Below are 18,946 nucleotides of genomic sequence, written 5' to 3'. Positions count from 1 at the left end.
AGCTCGTCAGGCTCATAACCTGAAGGTCACAGGTTCAAATCCTGTCCCCGCACCCAAACTTTCTACGAAGCCCCCAGCACCTCGCCGGGGGCTTTCGTCGTTTTCAGCCTCGAATCCGGAGTTTCGGCATGACCGACCGCTATCTGGACGACCTGACCGTCGGCGAGACCTGGACCGGCGCGCCCTTCACGTTCACCCAGGCCGAGATCCTCGACTTCGCCCGCGCCTATGACCCCCAGCCGATGCATGTCGATCCCGAGGCGGCGGCCGCCGGCCGGTTCGGCGGGATCATCGCCAGCGGCTGGCACGTGGCCTCGCGGGTGATGCGCGAATATGTCGACACCGCCCCGTTCGGCGCCACGCCGATGCTGGGGATCCGCATCAACGAACTGACCTGGCAAAAGCCCGTCCGTCCCGGCGACACGCTGACCGTCCGCCGCGAGATCGCCGAGGTGACCCGCTCGCGCTCCAAGCCCGATCGCGGCACGATCCGCACCTTCACGACGGTGACCAACCAGCACGGCGAGACGGTGCTGACCTTCTTCAACCTGATCCAGATGCCGGCCCATGCGGGCGTGAGCCTCTAGCCGCCCTTGCCTCGCGCGCCGACGCGGCCCCACTGTGCCGTCTTCGGTGCGAGGGGGCTTTCGATGCGGCGACGGACGGTTCTGGCGGGCGGTTTGGCCCTGGCCCTGATGCTGGCCGCGCCCGTCCTGGCCGCGCCGCTTTCTCCCGACAAGACCCGCGAGATCGACGCCATCGCCCGCGAGGTGCTGGCCGCCACCGGCGCGCCCTCGGCCTCGGTCGCCATCGTCGAGGATGGCGAACTGGCCTACGCCCAGGCCTATGGCCAGGCGCGGCTGTCGCCGGCGGTTCCCGCCACCACGACCACCCGCTACGGGATCGCTTCGGTCAGCAAGCAGTTCACCGCCGCGGCCGTGCTGCTGCTGGTCGAGGACGGCAAGGTCTCGCTCGACGATCCGATCGGGAAATACGTCCCCGGCCTGACCGAGGGCGACAAGATCACCCTGCGCCAGGTGCTGTCGCACACCGCCGGCTATCGCGACTACTGGCCCCAGGACTTCGTGTTCGAGGCCATGCGCGCGCCGACGACCTCGCAGAAGATCCTCGACGACTGGGCGCGCATTCCGCTGGACTATCCGCCCGGGGAGCAGTGGCGCTACTCCAACACCGGCTTCGTCATCGCCGGCCTGGTCGTCGAGAAGGTGTCCGGCGAGCCGCTGGTCGCCTTCCTCAAGCGCCGGATCTTCGATCCCCTGGGCATGACCGGCGTCACCGAGGACGATACGAAGGCCCTGTCGCCGCCCGACGCCGGGCACTACACGCGCTATGGCCTGGGACCCGTGGTCCTGGCCGACAAGGAGGCGCCGGGCTGGCTGTTCGGCGCGGCCGAGCTGGCCATGTCGCCGTCGGACCTGGCGCGCTGGAACCGGGCGATGATCCGCCGCGAGCTGTTGAAGCCCGCCTCGTGGGAGGCGATGACCACGTCGGTTGATCTCTCCAGCGGCGTGCCGGCCGGTTACGGCCTGGGGGTTTCGGTCAAGGTGCGCGACGGGGCCACGTCGATCAGCCACGGCGGCATGCTGTCGGGCGTGCTGACCAGCAACACCGTCTGGCCCTCCGAGAAGCGGGCGGTGAGCGTGATCGCCAACGCCGATTTCGGCGAACCGCAGACGGCCATCTCCCAGCGCGTCGCCTTCCTGCTGCGCCCCTCGACCGGCGCGGCCGCGACGGCGCGCGATCTGGTCGCCCAGCTGCAGGCCGGGCGGATCGATCCGGCCCTGCTCACCGGCAACGGCCGCGCCTGGTTCACCCCCGCGCGGCTGGCCGATTTCGGCAAAAGTCTCGCGCCGCTGGGTCCGCTGCGCATGCTCGAGGGCCAGGGCGTCCAAGTCCGCGGCGGCATGGCCTGGTACGGTTTCGATGCGGCGTTCGGGGCGCGGACCCTGTCGGTGTCGATGCGGCTGACGCCTGACGGCAAGGTCGAACAGTTCCTGATCGGGCCCAAGGCGGGCTGAGGACGGAGGGGGAAGCGATGGCGAACGCGATCGACGAGGCGGCGCTCGAAGGCTTTTCCCGGTTCGATTTCACCCATGAGGGCCACACGCGTCCGGTCTGGCGCATGGGGACGGGGCCGGCGGTCATCGTCATCCACGAAATTCCCGGCCTGCATCCCGGCGTGCTGGACTTCGCCCGCGACGTCGCCGCCGGCGGCATGACCGTCTTCTGCCCCAGCCTGTTCGGCGAGCCGGGCAAGGGCGTGACCAAGCGCTATATCGACGCCGTCACCTTCCGTCTGGCCTGCGTGCGGCGCGAATTCGCGATCTGGCGCGGCGGGCGGTCCAGCCCGGTGGTCGACTGGCTGAAGGCCCTGGCCCGCCAGGTCCACGCCGAGTGCGGCGGCAAGGGCGTCGGGGCGGTGGGCATGTGCTTCACCGGCGGCTTCGCCCTGGCGATGATGACCGAGCCGGTCGTGGTCGCGCCGGTGCTGGCCGAGCCGTCGCTGCCGGTGCTCGACAAGGGCGGGCTGGACGCCTCGCCGGCCGAGATCGCCTGTGCGAAGGCGCGGTTCGAGGCCGAGGACCTGTCGTTGATCGCCCTGCGCTATCGCAGCGACCGCCATGTGCGCGACGCCCGCTTCGAGCGGCTGAAGGCCGAGTTCGGCGAGCGGGCCGAGCTGATCGAGCTGGAGGACGCCGACGCCAACGCCTACCGGGTGATCCCGCCGCATTCGGTGCTGACCCTGCACCTGGATCGCGACCGGCCGGACGGCAAGGGGATGGCGGCGGCGCGGCGGGTGGTGGAGTTCTTCCGGGAGCGGACGGGGGCTTGAACCTGATCCTCCCCCCGAAGGGGGAGGTGGCCCGAAGGGCCGGAGGGGGAAGTGTCTGCTGAACTCGTGGCCGCCGCCAACATAGGAAATCACATCCCCCTCCGTCGGCTTCGCCGACACCTCCCCCTTCAGGGGGAGGGTCTCGGTACTGGACTTCCGTCCACAAGACGCCTAGACACCGCGCCTTCGATTTTCCCCCGCGTTCCCGGCGTTCGATCCGCCGGCCGGGCTGCAAAGGCTATCCGCGCCATGAAGCGCCATTCCGAAAAATCCAAGAGTGGACCCGTGGGTCCCTCGCAACGCCAGCTCCGCGCCGGCGAACTGATCCGCCACGCCCTGGTCGACATCCTCCGCGAGGAGGAACTGCAGGACGAGGCCCTGGCCGGCGTCTCCGTCACGGTTTCCGAAGTGCGGATGAGCCCTGACCTCAGGCACGCCGTCTGCTTCGTCGAGCCCTTGGGCGCGGGCCTGGCCGATCAGGGCGCGGCCCAGAACGTCGACGAGATCATCAAGGGCCTGAACCGCGTCGCCAAGTTCCTGCGCGGGCGCCTGGGCCGGTCGATCGACATGAAGTTCACGCCCGACCTGAAGTTCCTTCACGACGAGAGCTTCAGCACGGCCGCCTATATGGACAAACTGTTCCTCGATCCCAAGGTTCTGCAGGACACCGATCGTCGCCTGAGCGACGTCCTCGACGAAGACGAGGACTGATCCATGGCGCGCCGCAAGAAGGGCGACGCCGTCTCCGGCTGGGTGTGCCTGGACAAGCCCTACGACCTGACCTCGACCAGCGCGGTGTCCCGCGTGCGCCGGGCGTTCAACGCCCAGAAGGCGGGCCATGCCGGCACGCTGGATCCGCTGGCCACGGGCATCCTGCCGCTGGCCCTGGGCGAGGCGACCAAGACCGTCCCGTTCCTGATGGACGCCGACAAGGCCTATCGCTTCACCATCGAGTGGGGCCGCAACACCACCACCCTCGACCGCGAGGGCGAGACCACGGCCTCGTCCGACGTGCGGCCCTCGGCGGAGGCCGTCGAGGCGGCGCTTCCGGCCTTCGTCGGCGAGGTCGACCAGATCCCGCCGAACTATTCGGCCATCAAGGTCGATGGCGAGCGCGCCTATGACCTGGCCCGCGACGGGGTGGAGTTCGAGCTCCAGACCCGCAAGGTGACCATCCACGCCCTGCGCCTGCTTTCGGTCCCCGACGCCGACCATGTCGAGCTGGAGATGGAATGCGGCAAGGGCACCTATGTGCGCGCCGTGGTCCGGGATCTGGCGGCCGCGCTCGGAGCCTGTGGACATGTCAGCCAGCTTCGCCGAACGCGGGTGGGCCAGTTCGCCGAGGATTCGGCGATAAGCCTGGAAAGTCTCGAGAATTTGAGCTATGAGGCGCGCCTGTCGGAGGCATTGCTTCCGGTCGAGACCGCGCTGGACGACATCCCGGCGTTGGCCGTGACCGACGAAGACGCCTTCCGGCTTGCGCAAGGACGCGCCATCGTTCTGCTACCCAGGCAGGTGGAACAGCTGAAAGCCGAGCTCACGCCCGGCGATCGCACTGTTTCCGCCATGTCCGGAGAGCGCCTGGTGGCCTTGTGCGAGATGCGCGCCGGAAAGCTCAATCCGGTGCGGGTCTTCCAACTCACCTGAGCGGAGACAACCCGATGTCGATCACTGCCGAGCGCAAGAGCGCTCTTATCGCCGAACACGCTCGCACCGAGGGTGACACCGGCAGCGCTGAAGTCCAGGTCGCGATCCTCTCGGAGCGCATCTCGAACCTGACCGAGCACTTCAAGACCCACAAGAAGGACAACCACAGCCGTCGTGGCCTGCTGAAGCTGGTTTCCCAGCGTCGCCGTCTCCTCGACCACCTGAAGAAGTCCGACGAAGGCCGTTACGCGGCTCTCATCGAGAAGCTGGGTCTGCGCCGCTAAGGCGCATTTCCGCCGCCTTACTCCGGTAGGGCGGCGGAACGCTTTTTAGGGTCCTCGCTTCGAGACAGGCCGAAGCGGCGGATCCAAGGGCTCCAGGTCCCAAAGGACCGGCGCCCCGTACGTGTGAGGGTTCACGTCCTCAAACCCCCGCCTGTCACATTAGGATGAGGATCATCGGGCCGGCTCCATTGGCCGTCCGCCCCTGTCCACCCCCGACGGGAATCCGCCCGCGGGAACCGAAAGAAGAAAAATGTTCGATATCAAACGCAAGACGATCGAGTGGGGCGGCAAGACGCTGGTCCTCGAAACCGGTCGCATCGCCCGTCAAGCCGACGGCGCCGTTCTGGCCACCATGGGCGAAACCGTCGTCCTGGCCACCGCCGTGTTCGCCAAGAAGGCGAAGCCCGGCCAAGATTTCTTCCCGCTGACGGTCAACTACCAAGAGAAGACCTTCGCGGCCGGCAAGATCCCCGGCGGCTTCTTCAAGCGCGAAGGCCGTCCGTCGGAAAAGGAAACCCTGGTTTCCCGCCTGATCGACCGTCCGATCCGTCCGCTGTTCGTCAAGGGCTTCAAGAACGAAGTCCAGGTCGTCGTCACCGTGCTGCAGCACGACCTCGAGAACGATCCCGACATCCTGGGCATGGTGGCCGCCTCGGCCGCCCTGGTCCTGTCGGGCGCCCCGTTCATGGGCCCGATCGGCGCTGCGCGCGTCGGTTACGTTGATGGCGGCTACGTGCTGAACCCGACGCTCGACGAGCTGAAGGAAAGCAAGATGGACCTCGTCGTGGCCGGCACCGCCGAAGCCGTGATGATGGTCGAGTCGGAAATCCAGGAACTCTCGGAAGAGATCGTCCTGGGCGGCGTCAACTTCGCCCACAAGGAAATGCAGACGGTGATCGACGCGATCATCGAGCTGGCCGAACACGCCGCCAAGGAGCCGTTCGACTTCCAACCGGAAGACACCGACGCCCTGAAGGCCGAAGTGAAGAAGGCCGTGGGTCAGGACCTGGCCGACGCCTACAAGATCCAGGCTAAGGGCGACCGCGTCGCCGCCCTGGGCGCGGCCAAGACCAAGGCCATCGAGACCTTCGCCAAGAGCGATACGAACCCGGCCGGCATCGACCCGCTGAAGCTGGTCTCGGTGTTCAAGGAACTGGAAGCGGACATCGTCCGTCGCTCGATCCTCGACACCGGCATCCGCATCGACGGCCGCACCGTCGACAAGGTCCGTCCGATCCTGGGCGAAGTCGGCATCCTGCCGCGCACCCACGGCTCGGCCCTGTTCACCCGCGGCGAGACCCAGGCGATCGTGGTCGCCACCCTGGGCACCGGCGACGACGAGCAGTTCATCGACGCCCTGGAAGGCACCTACAAGGAATCCTTCCTGCTGCACTACAACTTCCCTCCCTACAGCGTCGGTGAAACCGGCCGTATGGGCAGCCCGGGCCGCCGCGAAATCGGCCACGGCAAGCTGGCCTGGCGCGCCCTGCGCCCGATGCTGCCGAGCAAGGAAGACTTCCCCTACACCATCCGCCTGGTCTCCGAGATCACCGAGTCGAACGGCTCGTCCTCGATGGCCACGGTCTGCGGTTCGTCGCTGGCCATGATGGACGCCGGCGTTCCGCTGGTCCGTCCGGTCTCGGGCATCGCCATGGGCCTGATCCTCGAAAAGGACGGCTTCGCCGTTCTGTCCGACATCCTCGGCGACGAAGATCACCTGGGCGACATGGACTTCAAGGTGGCCGGCACCAGCGAGGGCCTGACCTCGCTGCAGATGGACATCAAGATCGCCGGCATCACGCCCGCGATCATGGAGCAGGCCCTGGCGCAAGCCAAAGGCGGCCGCGAGCACATCCTTGGCGAAATGAACAAGGCCATGGACGCGCCGCGCGAGGAAGTCGGCGACTTCGCTCCGAAGATCGAGACCATCACCATCCCGACCGACAAGATCCGCGAAGTGATCGGCACCGGCGGCAAGGTGATCCGCGAGATCGTCGCCACCACCGGCGCCAAGGTCGACATCAACGACGAAGGCACCGTGAAGGTCTCGGCCTCGGACGGCGCCAAGATCAAGGCCGCCATCGACTGGATCAAGTCGATCACGCAGGAAGCTGAAGTCGGCGCGATCTACGACGGCAAGGTCGTCAAGGTCGTCGATTTCGGCGCCTTCGTGAACTTCTTCGGCGCCAAGGACGGCCTCGTCCACGTCAGCCAGATCAGCAACGAACGCGTCGCCAAGCCGTCGGACGTGCTGAAGGAAGGCCAGATCGTGAAGGTGAAGCTCCTGGGCTTCGACGACCGCGGCAAGACCAAGCTGTCGATGAAGGTCGTCGACCAGACGACGGGCGAAGACCTGTCGAAGAAGGCCGAAGTCTCGCCGGAAGACGCCGTCAACACCTGACGCCGGCTTTCAGGCCAGGCCTGAAAAAGCAGCGGGCGGCTCCGAAAGGGGCCGCCCGTTTTGCGTTTGGGGGAAGTTCTGATCTCTTCCCGTCATTCCGACCCCTGTGGCGGGGACATCCACTGCTACCGACAACCCGCTAAGAAGCGGACGGATCTGATGTCGGCTATGGGTGGTTTGCGGACCTAGTCCTTTAAGTGCGCCACGCAACGCCTTCAGCCGAGACCCTTGGGCAAAGTCGGATCGGCGGCGGGGGCGGCCTGCCCCCATTTCTCTTATGCAAGAGCGGTCGCCCGCGCCGACAAGAGAACCTCTTCCACCACCCGCGCGGTCTCGGGCGTCGCATCGTTGGCGCAGGTCGCGCAGACGAATCCGGCTCTCGGGTCGACCAGGACCTCGGCCCGCCACAGGGTGTTCGAGCCCGTATGAAAAAGCCGGCCGTCCTCGCTGGTGAACCACCCTAGGGCGTCGTTGGCGCCGAAGGGAGGTGTGTGAAGCTTGTCCCAGGTGGCGGCCTTGAGGAACGTCGTCGGGCGATCTCGGTGCGCGCTCAGATAAACCAGCATATCCGCCATCGGCATATGCACGCGGCCGACCGGGCCCATGGCGGCGACATTGTCGGCGTCGGGACCTCCCGGCGGATGGGGCACGCGCTTGCCGTTGGTCACCAGATGGCCGATGGGCTGGATTATCCGCCCGCGCACGCCCGGCGCGCCCTGTCCCGCACGTTTGATACCGAGGGGGCGGAATACCTCCCTCTGGATCAGAGTCTCCCAGGACTTTCCTGTGACCTTCTCCAGCATCGCGCCGGCAACGACGAAGCTTGTATTGCTGTAAAAGTGCTGGGCGCCCAGCGGCCCCACCGGCTTTTGAGCAAGGGCGAAGCGGGCATACTGCAACCGCTCGGCGCGGGCGTCGGCCAAGTCCTGACTGAAGACCACCCCGCCAGTGTCGCCGATGTCGCGCTGCAAACCCGCGCGGTGACTGAGCAGATGCACCAAGGTCGCGTCGCTGTAGGCCTCGGGAACCGAATAACCCTCCGTGGCAAGTATCTGACCGACCGTCATGTCCCACGACAGTACGCCAGCATCCACCAAGCGGGCGCAGAGCGTCGCGGTCATCGACTTGCCAATCGAACCCCAGTGCCACTGATCCTGAGTCCGAATGGGAATCTGCGCCTCACCGGAGCGAGAGCCAGCCACCAAGATCGCCGACCTGGCCCCGCGCGCCCAGGCCGCGCCGATGCCGGGCGCCCCCGCGAGCCCCCGCTGCGCCTCAAGAAGATCCTTGGTCAGCAGCGGCCACTTCCGCTCCGAAACGCTGTCGGCGACCTGGCCCCTGGTAAAGCGCAGCTCGACCGGTGCGCCTTGGTTGATCACCGCGTCCATATGGCGGTCGTCTTTCAGCACGCCTTCGATGGTCAGCTTGAGAGGCGCGATGCCGATCCTGATCTTCTCGCCATCGACGGTGACCTGTCCGCCGGGAAAACTCGCGTCTCCCTGGTTGAAGCTGCTGATCTGAAAGACCGCGCCCTTTGCGTCGATAAGCAGCCGCATGGTCTGCGGCACCTTCCCTGGATCGACGACCGCCGTCCAGGTTCCGTAAAAGCGGGTGTCGGCGGCAAATGCTTGGCCGGCGGCGGCCAGCCCCATAGCGCCTGCCAGACCTTGCAGGTGCGCGCGCCTCGTAGTGTCCACAAAACCCCCCGTTTCGTCGCTGACCCGAACGGCTTGGCCGTTCCACCACAGGTAGGTGCCAGTCAAGCTGAACCTTAATTGAACGCGCCGCCTTGCGCCTTGCCCGGGGAGCACGCCTCCAGACCGCCAGTCCACGATGGAGCGTTCCGACGGTCCGCGACGGGTCGTGAACCGAAGTTGGTCCCGCCGCCTGTTTCGGACGGTCAAGTCAGCGTCGCGAGCGAGTGTCTGTTTCGGTCAACACCCGCCCTTGCGGCCGATAGAGGGGGTCCCGCCACAAGGGCGGGAATGACGGGCGGTCGGGATCAGAACCCGGCCGTCACCGAGGCCACCACCGTGTCGGGGGTGCGGTCGCTGCCGATATAGGCCAGGCCCACGTCCACGGCCTTGATCTTGTGGTTCACGCCCAGCGACCAGTCCCACTTGCCGTCGGGGGCGAAGGCGCCGTCCTCGTAGCCGAGCTGGGCGGCGATGGTCACGGGAACCTTGGGCGAGGTCCAGGCGGCGCGGACATAGCCATAGCGGTTGTCCATCCCGCCCAGGGCGTCCTGCTCGGGCGACCAGGCGAAGCCCAGGCCGTAGGTCCAGTCGCCGAAGGCGCGGCTGGCCGAGACCGGCAGCTCCCAGTAGTCGACGTCCTGGCCGCCGGGATAGCCGTAGCGGGCGGCCGAGACGTCGAAGGTCGTGCCGCCGGCGGTGAAGGTGTAGCCCAGGGCGACGTCCAGCTCGGTGGTCGCGCCGCCGTAGTCGTCGATGGTCGAGCCCCAGACCCAGCCGTAGAGGCCGTTGGCGGCCGTGGCGGTCAGGCCACCCTGCAGGGCCGGCTGCTCGTCGGAGAAGGTCGCGCCCCGGAACCGGTAGTCCGACACCACGCCGATCTTGCCGGTGATCGTGACCGCGGGCTCGGTGGCGGTCTGGGTCGCGGTTTGGGCGAGGACAGGCGAGACGAGGGCTGCGGCCAGGGCGGCCCCGGCGAGGAAGGTGCGCATCAAGAACTCCGGATCTTGCCGATCCAGTGGACCGCCAGTCGTGACCAGGGTCCTTACGGTTTTGGGAAAACGATGTCTTGCGGCCATCGGTCGCAGTTAACGAAGCGCTAGCGACGCGGCCTTTAGGCCAAGAGGCGTGTTGAGCACTCCGACCTCTCCCGAAGCCCGCCGATTGCAGGCGATCCATTGGATCGTCGGCTCGGCCGTCGTGCTGGTGGCGGCCTCGATCCTCGGCGGTCTGGCCCTGATGCTGCTCGCCGCGCGGTCGCTCGATCATATGGAGACCCTGGACGAGCGGGCGCTGGTCGAACGCACCGTCCGCCGCACCCTCGACCGCATGACGCGCGAGGTGACCTCGGCCACCGTCTGGGACGAGGCCTACGAGGCCATGACCGGCGAGGTCGACACCGCCTGGGCCGACGTCAATTACGGCGACTACTACCATCGCTACTTCAGCCACGACTTGAGTTTCGCGGTCCGCGACGGCGGGGTGGTCTACGCCTCCATCGCCGGCAAGCGCGTCTTGCCCGACCGCGTCGAGGCGCTGCGGACCGACGCCGACGACATCGTCGAGACGGTGACCGCCAGCGCCCTCTCCGCCCGCCGGGCGGGGCGCGCCGACCTGGAGGGCGTCTCGACCGCTTCCGGTCTCGTGCGGTCGGGCGACGCGCTCTATCTGGTGGTGGCCAGTGACGTGATCGCGGAGCACCCGGCGCTGATGGCCAGGCGGCCCGGCGCGCCGGTCGTGGTGATCTCCGCCCGAAAGATCGGCGCCGGCTTCATCGCGGGCATGCGCGGCGACCTCGGCGTCGAGGGGCTGAGCCTGGTGACGGGCGACGAGGCGGTGGAGCCCTATGTGGCGCTGCATGATCGCCAGGGACGGCGGATCGGCGCCCTGGCCTGGCCGGCCCGGGATCCTGGCATGTCGCTGCTGCTGCGCGCCGCACCCTGGATGGGCCTGGTCTTCCTGCTGCTGGTCGTGGCCAGCGTCGTGCTCTTCGCCTGGCTGTCCCAGGTGCTGGCCAACCTCGCCCGCAAGCGGCAGGCGTTGGTCGAGGCCAAGGAGCAGGCCGAGGCCGCCAATCTGGCCAAGAGCCAGTTCCTGGCCAATATGAGCCACGAGATCCGCACCCCCCTGAACGGCGTCCTGGGCATGACCCAGATCATGGCCGCCGGCGAGCTGCCGCCGGTCCAGCGCGAGCGCCTGGCGATCGCCGAGGAGTCCGCCCAGGCCCTGCTGGCGCTCTTGACCAACGTGCTCGACATGACCCGTCTGGAGGCCGGCGCCGTCGGGCTGCGCGAAGAGGCGTTCGATCTCGAGGCCCTGGTGGACGCCAGTTGCGCGGTCTTTTCCGGCGCGGCGGCGAGCCGCCGGATCGAGCTGTCCTGGACCGTCGACGAAGGCTGCCGCGGCGCCTGGACCGGCGATCCGATGCGGCTGCGCCAGGTGCTGGGCAACCTCGTCGCCAACGCCGTGAAGTTCACCGAGGTCGGCGCGGTGCGGGTCGTGGTTTCCGAGGGGGATCGGGGGCTGGTCTTCGCGGTCGCCGACACCGGCGTGGGGGTGGCGGCCGAGCACCTGCCGCGCCTGTTCGAAACCTTCTCCCAGGTCGACGGCTCGTCCACCCGCTCGCACGGCGGGTCGGGCCTGGGGCTGTCGATCTGCCGCGAGCTGGTCGAACTGATGGGCGGGGCCATCGCGGTCGACAGCACGCCCGGCGTCGGATCGACCTTCCGCTTCGAGATCCCGTTGCGACGGGCCTAGGCCCGGCCGGCCTGGGCCGACAGGTGGTCGGCGGTGACGCCGATCTTGGCCAGGGCGCGCGTCCACTTGCTGTCGTGGTCGTCGTCGAACAGCAGGCCCTCGTCGGCGTCGCAGATGAGCCAGACGTTGTCGCGCAGCTCCTGCTCCAGCTGGCCGGCGCCCCAGCCCGAATAGCCCAGGGCCAGGATCGCCCGGCGCGGGCGGTGGATGCGGCTGCCCAGGGCGTCGAGCGCGTCGCGGGTGACGGTCAGGGCCAGGCCGTCGGCGATCGGCGAGGTCGATTCCGGCGAGGCGTAGTCGTCGGTGTGCAGCACGAAGCCGCGCTCGCGCTCCACCGGTCCGCCCAACATGACGAGGTCGCTGGGCGCGCGCACCTCGGGGTCGATGCCCAGCTTGCCCAGCAGTTCGAAGACCGTCAGACCCTCGACCGGGCGGTTCACCGCCAGGCCCATGGCCTGTTCGTCGTCGTGCGAGCAGAGATAGACCACGGCGCGTTCGAAGCGCGGGTCCTCGATGCCGGGCATGGCCACCAGGACCCGTCCGGTCAGGAATTGGCCCTCGCCGTCGAGGGGATCGGTCTCGGGAGCGTCCATCTGTTGAGGATCGGCACACAACGCGTCGGTTTCAAGTCAAACCACGTTATTGGCGGATCGATCCGGACGCTTTATCTCCGGAACGCCCTTTCAGCACAGGATGACACCATGGCGATCAAGGTTGGCGACACGCTTCCGGCGGCCACTTTCATGACCAGCTCGGCCGAAGGCCCCAAGCCGGTCACCTCCGACGACCTCTTCAAGGGCAAGACCGTCGCCTTGTTCGCCGTCCCCGGCGCGTTCACCCCGACCTGCTCGGCCAAGCACCTGCCGGGCTTCAAGGAGAAGGCCGCCGAACTGAAGGCCAAGGGCGTCGACACCATCGCCTGCGTCTCGGTCAACGACGTCTTCGTGATGAAGGCCTGGGGCGCCGACCAAGGCATCTCCGACGAGGTCGTGCTGCTGGCCGACGGCAACGGCGACTTCACCAAGGCGCTGGGCCTGGACTTCGACGGTTCGAAGTTCGGCATGGGCGTGCGCTCGCAGCGCTATTCGCTGGTCGCCAAGGACGGCGTCGTCGAGACGCTGAACGTCGAGGAAGCCGGTGAATTCAAGGTCTCGTCGGCCGACTACCTGCTGGGCCAGCTGTAAGGCTCAGGCCCGCCCTCGTCCTTCGACAGGCTCAGGATGAGGGCTACTGATAGGCCGAGACAGTCGAGAACCTCATCCTGAGCTTGTCGAAGGACGAGGTTCTCGCACTCTCTAGGCCGAGATCGCGTGCAGTTGCGCCGCGTGGGCCCGCAGCCAGGCCCGGTGCGGCGCCGGATCGCCGATCAGGGTCTCGCACAGCGCCCAGAAGCGGGGTCCGTGATTGGCCTCGATCAGGTGGGCGCATTCGTGGGCGACGACGTAGTCGGCCACCGCCGCCGGGGCCAGCACCAGCCGCCAGCTGTAGCGGATCGCCGCCGGGGCGCCCGGCCGGGCCGGCCGGCACGAGCCCCAGCGGGCCTTGGGATCGGCCACCGCCACAGACGGCATCGGCCGTCCGAGACGCTCCGCATGATAGGCCGTCCGCTCGGTCAGCTTCTCCAGCGCCTCGCGCTTGACCAGCCGCAGGATCTTCAGGCCCCAGTTGGCGTCGTCGGGGGCGATCAAGGCGTCGTCCGTGATCCGGGCCCGGCCGGGCGCGACCTCGAGCCGGTAGGACTTGCCCCAGATCTTCAGCACGCCGCCGGGCTCGATCACCTGGCGGCCGGGCAGGGCAGCCAGCTGCAGGCTCATCCAGCCGGCCTTCTCGTGGGCGAAGGCCACGGCTTCGGTCAGGCGGCGCGGGGTGGGGGCGATGGCGACGATCTCGGACTTGGCCCGGTCGACCCGCAGCGACACCCGCCGGGCGCGGCCGTCCACCTTCAGCCGCAGGGCGCAGCCTTCCACCTCCAGCCGGTCGCCGTCGGCGAAGCGTTTCGGGGCGGCTTTCGGCTGCGGACGGAAAAGGTTCATCGCCCTCTAGATCGCGCTCGCCGCGGCCGGACGCAAGAGGCGCCGTTGACCGCGAGGGAGCGGAAATCTACCTTGGCGATAACGACGTTATTTCTCTAGTCGGGGGTGTGGCGTGACGGTGTTGCTCAAGGTTCCCGCCCGGGCGGATCGCAGCGCCGCCCTGGCGGCCGCCATCCGGGACCACGTGAAGTCGGGCGCGCCCTTCGGCTCGGGCCATGCGGTGCTGGCCGCGCTGAGCGCCTGGGTCTACCGCGCCTTCCACAAGCCCTCGACCGAGGCCACCGCGCCGTCCTGGCTGGGCAAGCTGAACCTCGTCGCGCCGATCGGGCCGGCCAACGACAAGCCCAGCGGCTACGACGCCTTCTGCTTCTACGCGCCGGGACCGGCCGAGCTGGTGATCGTCAACCGCGGCACCGACAGCGAGCTGGACTGGCTGCTGAACTTCAAGTCGGCGGTGCTGCAGGACACCCGCACCGTCAACGCGGCCCTGGCCTACGCCCTGGCGGCCCATGCGGCCCTGGTCGCGCAAGGCCTGCCGGTGGCGCGGGCGACCTTCACCGGCCATTCGTTGGGCGGGGCCATGGCCGAGGCCCAGGCGGCGCTGTTTCGCCAGGCCGCGAACCTGCCGGCGAGCTTCCCCGTCACCGCCACCGGTTTTGCTTCAGCGCCCTTCGCCGACGCCATCCGGGCCGTGGCGCTGGCGCGCGGCGCGGCGGTCGACGCCCAGGCCATCGCCGCCAGCCGCCACTACATCCGGTCCAACGACCCGATCCGCCTGACGAACGTCGCCGGCACGCGCCTGGCGGCGGTGATCGGCGACGACCTCGATGTCTACGCCGTGGTCAAGCAGAGCAACGGGCCGCCCAAGACGTCGTTCGACACCTTCTCGCTGATCGGCATGCCGATCGCCCACGACTCGTTCCTCTATCACCACTTCTGGGACCGCAACGGGCCGTTCCACATCGTCCGGCACATGAAGGGCGCCTTCCACCTGTGGGACGGCGAGACCCCCGAGCGCACCGCCCTGGGGCGCAGCCTGCCGCCGGCCTTCGCCTGACGGCTTCACGCGGTCCGCAGCCTTGGGATCGAACTAGCCTCTCCAGACGCCTTCCTGGGCCTTGTGCCCAGGACCCATCGGTCAGCCGCTCAGATCTTTGGCGAACGGCGCAGGTCTGAGCGGACGTCGGCATGGGCCCTCGCCATAGGGGCGAGGGAGGCAGATTGGGGCGCGGGTGCAGCGGGCCGCTTGGCCCCACCGGACCTCAGGCCTTCTTGCCGGCGAAGTTCGGATCGGTGCGCAGGATGAAGTCGCGGACCTTGGGATAGATCTCCTCGCGGAACCGGCGGCCGTTGAACACCCCGTAGTGGCCGACGCCCGGCTGGACGTAGTCTTCCTTCAGCTCGGCCGGGATATTGGCGCACAGGTCGTGGGCGGCCTGGGTCTGGCCGATGCCGGAGATGTCGTCCTTCTCGCCCTCGACCGTCATCAGGCCGATGTCGGTGATCGCCGCGGTGTTCACGTGGCGGCCGCGATGCATCAGCTCGCCCTTCGGCAGCAGATGGCGCTGGAAGACGATGTCGATGGTCTGGAGATAGAATTCCTCGGTCAGGTCCAGCACCGACAGGTACTCGTCGTAGAACTCCAGGTGCTTGTCGGCGCTGTCGCCGTCGCCGTCGACCAGGCTGTGGAAGTAGCGCTGGTGGGCTTCCTGGTGCTTGTCGGCGTTCATGCTCATGAAGCTGGCCAGCTGCACGAAGCCCGGATAGACGCGCCGGCCCATGCCCGGATAGGGCGCGGGCACGGTGTAGATCATGTTCGACTGGAACCAGGTGAAGGGCTTTTCCTCCGCCAGGTTGTTGGTCACGGTCGGCGACAGGCGCGCGTCGATCGGCGAGCCCATGAAGGTCATGCTGGCCGGACGCGAGGGATCGTTGTCCTCGGCCATCAGGGCGGCGGCGGCCAGAACCGGCGGTCCGGGCTGGCAGACGGCCAGCACGTTGGGGCGCGGCCCCAGCACCCGCAGCATGTCGCGGATGTGGTCGATATAGTCGTGGAAGTCGAAGCGGCCCTGCAGGACGGAAACCTCGCGGGCGTTCTGCCAGTCGACGATGAACACCGCGTGGTCGGGCAGGAAGGCCTCGACCGTGCCGCGCAGCAGCGTGGCGTAGTGACCCGAGAGCGGGGCGACGATCAGCACGGCGGGGTCCAGCTCGAAACGGCCGGCGCGGCGCATGTCGGACATGTCGCGGTCGAACTGGATCAGCCGGGCCCACGGGCTCTGCCAGACGACGGTGGGGCGCACGCGCACGTCGACGTCGTTGATCTTGACGCTGTCGATCCGCCAGTCGGGCTTGCCGTAGCGGCGGGTGACGTTGGAGAATAGGTCGGCGCCGGCATAGAGCCGCCGGCCCAGCTCGGTGCTGGCGGCCGGGTTCAGGGGCGAGCCCCAGAAGTCCCGGGCCGCGCGGGCGGCCAGGCGTAGCGGGGTCGAGGCGTAGAAGCTCGCTTCGTGCAGGGCGTACAGCATGCCGTCTCCAGCGATTGTGCAATGCAGCATAACACGCTGGCGGTTAAGAAGGTACAGCCCAGAGGTGACCTAGCGGCATTGCGCCGCAAAAATGGGCGTTCTACCGCCCCTCCATCGCCGCCTTGAGCTGGCGGGCGATCTCTTCGGGCGGCAGGCTGTAGGCGATGACCCGGTCGAAGCGGCCCTTGGGGTCGATGACATAGATCGCCGTGGAGTGGTCGACGCTGTAGTCGGGGCCGTCGCCGACCTTCTTGTAGTAGCCGCGATAGGTCTTCACCGCCGCGTCCACCTGGGCCGGCGTGCCGGTCAGGCCGACGATGTTCTTGGGCAGGTAGCCGGCCGTCAGGTAGGTCTTCATCACCGCGGGCGTGTCGCGCTGCGGATCGACCGAGACCATGACGATCTGCAGGTCCTTGGCCTTGGGGCCCAGTTGGTCGCTGGCGGTCGCCAGGGCCTGCAGCGTGCCGGGGCAGACGTCGGGGCAGTAGGTGAAGCCGAAGAACAGGGCGCTCCACTTGCCCTTCAGCACCGTTTCGTCGACCGGCTTGCCGTCATAGTCGACCAGCTGGAACGGCCCGCCCACCGCAGAGGGGGCCGGCGGCGGCGAAAAGACCCCGCTGCGGAAGATCAGCGCGCCGGCCAGGATCACCCCCACCACGCATACGGCCAGGACGGTCAGGCGGTTGCGGTTCATGGGGTACGCGTCCTTTGGGGCTCGCCAGATCGAAATTTCTGGCCTTAATGTGGCGGCATGGCCGACGCTTCGTTCAGGGACGCGCCGAAGAAACCATCCCACGACGGGCTCGATAGGCCCGACGGCGGAGCGGCGCAAGACAGCGACGACTGGTCGTGGGCGGGCCCCGGGCTCCGCCGCGGCCGCCTCCGGGTGCGAACCCTGCTGGCCCAGCGCTGGCTGACCGTGGCGGGCCAATCGGTGACGGTGCTGTTCTGCGGCCTCGTCCTCGACGTCCAGGTGCCCTACGCGCTGTGCTTCTCGCTGATCGCGCTCTCGGCGTGGTTGAACGTGCTGATCGGCCTGGCCTCGACCGGCCAGCGCATGGCCCGCGACGTCGAGGCCACCGCCCAGATCGCCTTCGACATCCTGCAGCTGGCCGGCATGCTCTATCTGACCGGCGGGGTGTTCAATCCGTTCTCCCTGCTGCTGATCGCGCCCGTCACCCTGGCGGCGGCCACCCTGCCGGCGCGCTACGCCCTGGGGCTGGGCGTGCTGGCGGTCATCGTCAGCATCGTGCTGGCCTTCCTCTACATGCCGCTGCCATCGGCCGCCGGCGTGCCGGCCACGCCCCGGCCCGAGGGCGTGGTGGTCTTCGCCATCGTCGCCGCCCGGGTGGTGGGCATCGTCATCACCGGCCTCTACGCCTGGCAGGCGGCGACGGAGTCGGCCCGCATGGAGCTGGCCCTCAACGTCACCGAGACCGTGCTGGCCCGCGAACAAAGGCTCTCGGCCCTGGGCGCCCTGGCCGCCGCCGCGGCGCACGAACTGGGCACGCCCCTGGCCACCATCTCGGTCGTCGCCCGCGAGATGGCGCGCGGCGCCCCCGACGAGCAGACCCGCGAGGACGCCGAACTGCTGATCGGCCAGGCCGCCCGCTGCCGCGAGATCCTGCAGCGCCTGACCGAGATGCCCGAGGCCCAGGACGCCGTGCACGAGCGCATGAGCCTGACCCAGCTGGTGCACGAGATCATCGAGCCGCACATGATCCACGGCGTGCGGGTCGAGGCGGTGGTCAACGGTCCCTCCGGCGAATCCGCGCCCGACGTCTGGCGGCGGGCCGAGGTGATCCACGCCCTGACCTCGATCGTCGAGAACGCCGTCGACTTCGCCCGTTCGGAGGTGATCGTCGTGGCCCGCTTCGACCCCCGCTCGATCCTGATCGAGGTTCGCGACGACGGTCCGGGTTTTTCTCCGGAAGTACTGGCCAAACTGGGCGAACCTTACGTAACGTCACGTCCTGGGGCGGAAGGCTCCCGGACCGGCCACATCGGCATGGGTCTGGGCTTCTTCATCGCCAAGACCCTGTTGGAACGAACAGGGGCGGCGGTGGATTTCAGAAATGGACGACGAGGCGGCGCGGTCGTGGCCGCACGGTGGCCGCGCCCGGCGATGGAGGCTCCTGGCTTCATCGGCGTTTGAAGACGAAAGACTTGCGAAGTTTTGCAAGTCATACACATGATGGTGCACGACACCCGGTTGAGTATTGGCGCGGGGAGGCGCTGAGTTCATGGCGGATATCGGTGAACTGGTCGCGGCGCTGCCGGACAAGTCCCTGCTTCTGCTCGACGACGATGCGCCGCTGAGAACGCGGCTCGGTCGAGCTTTGGAACAACGCGGCTTCGAGGTGACGCTTTGCGCCTCGGTGGCCGAGGCGATGAGCACGCTGAAGAGCAATGCTCCGGCCCACGCGGTGCTGGACATGCGGCTCGAGGACGGCTCGGGCCTCAAGGTGGTCGAGGCCGTGCGCGACGCCCGCGCCGACGCCAAGGTCATCATGCTGACCGGCTACGGCAACATCGCCACCGCGGTGGCGGCAGTGAAGGCCGGGGTGGTCGACTACCTCTCCAAGCCGGCCGACGCCGACGACGTGGCCCGCGCCCTGCTGGCCGCCAAGGACGCCGCCCCCGCCCCGCCGGAAAACCCGATGAGCGCCGATCGCGTGCGCTGGGAGCACATCCAGCGGGTCTACGAGATGTGCGGCCACAACGTCTCCGAGACGGCCCGCCGCCTCA

18 protein-coding genes are annotated in these 18,946 nt (G+C 68.2%); 12 read left to right on the top strand and 6 right to left on the bottom strand.

Features of this window, described 5'->3' with window-relative positions; all coding sequences use genetic code 11:
• The first annotated feature begins 128 nt into the window (after nt 1-128).
• From DMC18_RS05300 to pnp, 7 genes are all read left to right on the top strand, one after another.
• Complete coding sequence (locus tag DMC18_RS05300; protein ID WP_110120143.1) at nt 129-587, top strand: MaoC family dehydratase; 459 nt, start codon at nt 129-131, stop codon at nt 585-587.
• Between the two features lie 63 nt (nt 588-650).
• Nucleotides 651-2,039 carry a serine hydrolase gene (locus DMC18_RS05295; RefSeq protein ID WP_110120144.1) on the top strand — a complete coding sequence of 463 codons (1,389 nt, stop codon included), beginning with the start codon at nt 651-653 and terminating at the stop codon, nt 2,037-2,039.
• Nucleotides 2,040-2,056: 17 nt separating this feature from the next.
• Nucleotides 2,057-2,854 carry a dienelactone hydrolase family protein gene (locus DMC18_RS05290; RefSeq protein ID WP_110120145.1) on the top strand — a complete coding sequence of 266 codons (798 nt, stop codon included), beginning with the start codon at nt 2,057-2,059 and terminating at the stop codon, nt 2,852-2,854.
• Between the two features lie 249 nt (nt 2,855-3,103).
• Nucleotides 3,104-3,565, top strand: coding sequence for a 30S ribosome-binding factor RbfA (gene rbfA, locus DMC18_RS05285; protein ID WP_110120146.1), 462 nt, complete (start codon nt 3,104-3,106; stop codon nt 3,563-3,565).
• Between the two features lie 3 nt (nt 3,566-3,568).
• Nucleotides 3,569-4,501, top strand: a complete 933-nt coding sequence (truB, locus tag DMC18_RS05280) for a tRNA pseudouridine(55) synthase TruB (RefSeq protein WP_110120147.1) — start codon at nt 3,569-3,571, stop codon at nt 4,499-4,501.
• 14 nt (nt 4,502-4,515) lie between these two features.
• The gene (gene rpsO / locus DMC18_RS05275; protein WP_058348691.1) at nt 4,516-4,785 is read left to right on the top strand and encodes a 30S ribosomal protein S15; all 270 of its coding nucleotides are present in this window, start codon (nt 4,516-4,518) and stop codon (nt 4,783-4,785) included.
• Between the two features lie 250 nt (nt 4,786-5,035).
• The gene (pnp, locus tag DMC18_RS05270) at nt 5,036-7,186 is read left to right on the top strand and encodes a polyribonucleotide nucleotidyltransferase (RefSeq protein WP_110120148.1); all 2,151 of its coding nucleotides are present in this window, start codon (nt 5,036-5,038) and stop codon (nt 7,184-7,186) included.
• Between the two features lie 275 nt (nt 7,187-7,461).
• Here pnp and DMC18_RS05265 read toward each other — a convergent pair whose 3' ends face one another.
• Entirely contained in the window at nt 7,462-8,949 is a 1,488-nt protein-coding gene (locus tag DMC18_RS05265) for a serine hydrolase (protein ID WP_110120149.1), read from the bottom strand.
• A 239-nt stretch (nt 8,950-9,188) separates the two neighbouring features.
• A complete protein-coding gene (locus DMC18_RS05260; RefSeq protein WP_158285863.1) occupies nt 9,189-9,872 on the bottom strand; it encodes a TorF family putative porin in 684 nt (227 codons plus the stop codon).
• A gap of 136 nt (nt 9,873-10,008) precedes the next feature.
• Here DMC18_RS05260 and DMC18_RS05255 point away from each other — a divergent pair, with 136 nt between their 5' ends.
• Complete coding sequence (locus DMC18_RS05255) at nt 10,009-11,637, top strand: ATP-binding protein (RefSeq protein ID WP_110120151.1); 1,629 nt, start codon at nt 10,009-10,011, stop codon at nt 11,635-11,637.
• Here DMC18_RS05255 and DMC18_RS05250 read toward each other — a convergent pair.
• Nucleotides 11,634-12,230, bottom strand: coding sequence for a YqgE/AlgH family protein (locus tag DMC18_RS05250; protein ID WP_110120152.1), 597 nt, complete (start codon nt 12,228-12,230; stop codon nt 11,634-11,636). The two genes, DMC18_RS05255 and DMC18_RS05250, sit on opposite strands and share 4 nt — an antisense overlap.
• Before the next feature lie 108 nt (nt 12,231-12,338).
• On the opposite strand from DMC18_RS05250, the gene DMC18_RS05245 reads away from it, so the two are divergent.
• A complete protein-coding gene (locus DMC18_RS05245; RefSeq protein WP_110120153.1) occupies nt 12,339-12,821 on the top strand; it encodes a peroxiredoxin in 483 nt (160 codons plus the stop codon).
• 111 nt (nt 12,822-12,932) lie between these two features.
• Here DMC18_RS05245 and DMC18_RS05240 read toward each other — a convergent pair whose 3' ends face one another.
• Entirely contained in the window at nt 12,933-13,670 is a 738-nt protein-coding gene (locus tag DMC18_RS05240) for a M48 family metallopeptidase (RefSeq protein ID WP_110120154.1), read from the bottom strand.
• Nucleotides 13,671-13,782: 112 nt separating this feature from the next.
• Between DMC18_RS05240 and DMC18_RS05235 the strand changes: the two genes are divergently transcribed.
• Nucleotides 13,783-14,727 (top strand): DUF2974 domain-containing protein, encoded by a 945-nt coding sequence (locus DMC18_RS05235; protein ID WP_110120155.1) that lies wholly within the window; start codon nt 13,783-13,785, stop codon nt 14,725-14,727.
• Nucleotides 14,728-14,932: 205 nt separating this feature from the next.
• Here the strand turns inward: DMC18_RS05235 and DMC18_RS05230 are convergent, their stop codons facing one another.
• Both DMC18_RS05230 and DMC18_RS05225 read right to left on the bottom strand, forming a co-directional pair.
• The gene (locus tag DMC18_RS05230) at nt 14,933-16,198 is read right to left on the bottom strand and encodes a polyhydroxyalkanoate depolymerase (protein ID WP_110120156.1); all 1,266 of its coding nucleotides are present in this window, start codon (nt 16,196-16,198) and stop codon (nt 14,933-14,935) included.
• Between the two features lie 100 nt (nt 16,199-16,298).
• Complete coding sequence (locus DMC18_RS05225) at nt 16,299-16,892, bottom strand: SCO family protein (protein ID WP_110120157.1); 594 nt, start codon at nt 16,890-16,892, stop codon at nt 16,299-16,301.
• A gap of 57 nt (nt 16,893-16,949) precedes the next feature.
• Here DMC18_RS05225 and DMC18_RS05220 point away from each other — a divergent pair, with 57 nt between their 5' ends.
• Both DMC18_RS05220 and DMC18_RS05215 read left to right on the top strand, forming a co-directional pair.
• Entirely contained in the window at nt 16,950-18,353 is a 1,404-nt protein-coding gene (locus tag DMC18_RS05220; RefSeq protein ID WP_110120158.1) for an ActS/PrrB/RegB family redox-sensitive histidine kinase, read from the top strand.
• An 88-nt stretch (nt 18,354-18,441) separates the two neighbouring features.
• The coding region (locus DMC18_RS05215; protein ID WP_110132742.1) for an ActR/PrrA/RegA family redox response regulator transcription factor at nt 18,442-18,946 on the top strand (505 nt) is incomplete at its 3' end.

This window comes from Caulobacter sp. D5, from assembly GCF_003185805.1.
GTDB lineage: Bacteria > Pseudomonadota > Alphaproteobacteria > Caulobacterales > Caulobacteraceae > Caulobacter.
This window is presented reverse-complemented; position numbering and strand designations above follow the sequence as displayed.